The sequence below is a fragment of the Spongiibacter sp. genome (assembly GCF_041602295.1).
Lineage (GTDB): Bacteria > Pseudomonadota > Gammaproteobacteria > Pseudomonadales > Spongiibacteraceae > Spongiibacter.
Genome location: NZ_JBFIGO010000184.1, coordinates 1 through 2,469 on the forward strand (window position 1 = coordinate 1; position 2,469 = coordinate 2,469).

Genomic DNA, 2,469 nt, shown 5'->3' on the forward strand with positions numbered 1-2,469 from the left:
AACTGGAAGACCCGGCCGATTACGTGCACAAGCTGAATAAGCTATTGCTGGAACTCAGCGCGTAATATCGTAAATAGCAGCGTATAGGGCGGCGCCTCGGCGCCGCTTTTTTTTCGCCGCTTTTCTGCATTGTCCAATGGCAGTGATAGACTGCATGAAAAACAACAAGCGGAGCCGCAATGACGGACAAGCATAAAGTAGCCATAGTGGGGGGGGGAAGTTTTGGAACCGCTATCGCGAATATCGTTGCAGACAACGGCCATGATGTCTGCCTATGGATGCGCAACGCCGAGCGTGTTGCCGAGGTGAATGCCCAGCATACCAACAGTGCGTATTTGCCCGATATTTCTTTAAACCCCGCGCTGCGCGCCAGCGCCGAGCTGGGGGATGCCGTTAAGGCTTGCGACGTGGTGTTTGTTGCCGTACCCAGTAAATCCTGCCGCGATGTTGCCCGCCAACTCGCGCCATTATTAGCCCCCGGCACTATGGTCGTCAGCACCACCAAGGGCATAGAGGCCGACAGTAACGAGCTGATGAGCGAAGTGCTGCGCGAGGAACTGGGCGATGTCAGCATTGGCGTGATGAGTGGCCCCAATCTCGCCAAGGAACTGGCCGCCAGAGAAATTACCGGAACGGTGATCGCCAGTGAAGACGAGCGCCTCACCCAGTGCATTCAAGACCTGTTGCAGTCCTCGTATTTTCGCGTTTACGCCGGTAGCGATATCTACGGTGTGGAGCTCGCCGGCGCGCTGAAGAACGTCTATGCCATTGTCGCCGGACTGGCCGCAGCGCTTGGTGTGGGGCATAACACCATCAGCATGCTGATTACCCGCAGTTTGGCAGAGATGAGCCGCTATGCCGTGCACAAGGGCGCCGACCCCTTAACATTCTTGGGGCTGGCCGGTGTCGGTGATCTGTTTGTCACCTGCACCTCACCGCTGAGCCGCAACTACCGCGTTGGCTATGCGCTGGGGCAGGGGCGCGACCTCAACGAGGTGGTGGCCGAGCTCGGGCAGGTCGCCGAAGGGGTGAACACCCTCAAGCTGCTCAAGCAGCAGTCTCAGCAGCTCGATATCTACATGCCGCTGGTTAACGGCCTTTACGCGATCATCTACGAGGGCAAAACCGTACCGGAAGTGATCGGCGATATGATGTGGGCGGAACAGAACCGCGACGTTGAATTTACAGTGCAGAAAAGCTGATGGAAATTGTATTGATCCGCCACGGCGCGGCGTCGTGGGATGCCGCCACCGATATGGAGCGCGAACTCACCGAGCGCGGTATTGCCGAAGTGGAAGCCGCCGCGCAGTGGTTGCAGGAACAAGACTGGCAGCCCGAAGAATTGTGGGTTAGCCCCTACCGCCGCGCCCAGCAAAGTGCAGACATCATTAACGCGCAGTGGCAGCTGCCCCAGCGCAATAAGGCCTGTTTAACCCCGGACAATCGCCTGGAAGACCTCGATACGGTGTTGGCCACCTTCGCCGGCGAGCGCTTGCTGCTGGTGGGGCACAACCCCTTGCTCAGCAATGCCTTGGCGCACTGGGAGGGCAGCAGCCAATCCTATTGGGGGCTGCAAACTGCCAGTATGGCGCGGGTTGATGCCGAGGTCTTTGGCCCGGGCTGCGGCAGTCTGCAGTGGCTGCGCCACTATCCCAATTACGCCCACAACGGCCGCTAGCATGGTGCAGACCACTAGTGCCGAACCACTGTGCTTTGAGGTCGAGGGCCTGCGTATCGCCGCCCAGGCCTGGGGCGATGCCAAGGGCATTCCGGTATTGGCCCTACACGGCTGGCTGGACAATGCCGCCAGCTTTGCTGCCATTGCTGAGCACCTGCAGCAGAAGAGCAATCCGCTGCGCATCGTCGCCCTCGACCTGCCCGGTCACGGCTACAGCGACCACAAGCCGCCGTCCGGCAACTATGCCATCTGGGATGATCTTCGGGTGATTTGCGGTGTGGCAGAACAACTGGGCTGGTCACAATTTTCTCTGCTCGCTCATTCGCGCGGCGCCATGATCGCCGGCTTGCTGGCGGCAGCGCTGCCCGAGCGTATTCGCGCGCTGGTGTGCATCGACGGCCTGCTGGCAGGTCCCCAAGCCGAAGACGACTTTCCCCAACAGCTGGGCCGCTATCTCAAAGAATTCGCCGCGCAGGGGCGAGCACCACGCGCCTTTACGAGCCTGGATGAGGCCGCCGCCGCGCGTATGAAAGTCATGCCGATGAGTCTGACTGCCGCCCGCGCCATTGCCGAGCGCGGCACCTACGCCGGCGAAGACGGTAAATTCTACTGGCGCAGCGACCGGCGCCTCGCGCTCGCTTCTCCCCATAAACTCACCGCCGGGCAGTGGCAGGCCGTGCTTAAAGGCATTGACGCGCCGCTGCTGTTTATCACCGCCAAACAGGGCTTTGGCCAGCAGATACTGGCCCTGACCGAGGCTAGGCCGAAAGTGTTTAGCGAGTTAGAGCTAG

General features: G+C 60.3%; 3 protein-coding genes. All 3 read left to right on the top strand.

Annotated features, from left to right (window positions below; translation table 11 throughout):
- Positions 1–179: 179 nt before the first annotated feature.
- Positions 180–1,202: an NAD(P)H-dependent glycerol-3-phosphate dehydrogenase gene (locus ABYM29_RS15470; protein WP_372865690.1), complete on the top strand. Its 1,023-nt coding sequence runs from the start codon at positions 180–182 to the stop codon at positions 1,200–1,202.
- Entirely contained in the window at positions 1,202–1,678 is a 477-nt protein-coding gene (gene sixA, locus ABYM29_RS15475; protein ID WP_372865691.1) for a phosphohistidine phosphatase SixA, read from the top strand. Before ABYM29_RS15470 ends, sixA begins: the two co-directional genes overlap by 1 nt.
- A gap of 1 nt (position 1,679) precedes the next feature.
- Positions 1,680–2,469, top strand: a 790-nt coding sequence (locus ABYM29_RS15480) for an alpha/beta fold hydrolase (protein ID WP_372865692.1), incomplete at its 3' end; no start/stop codon positions are given.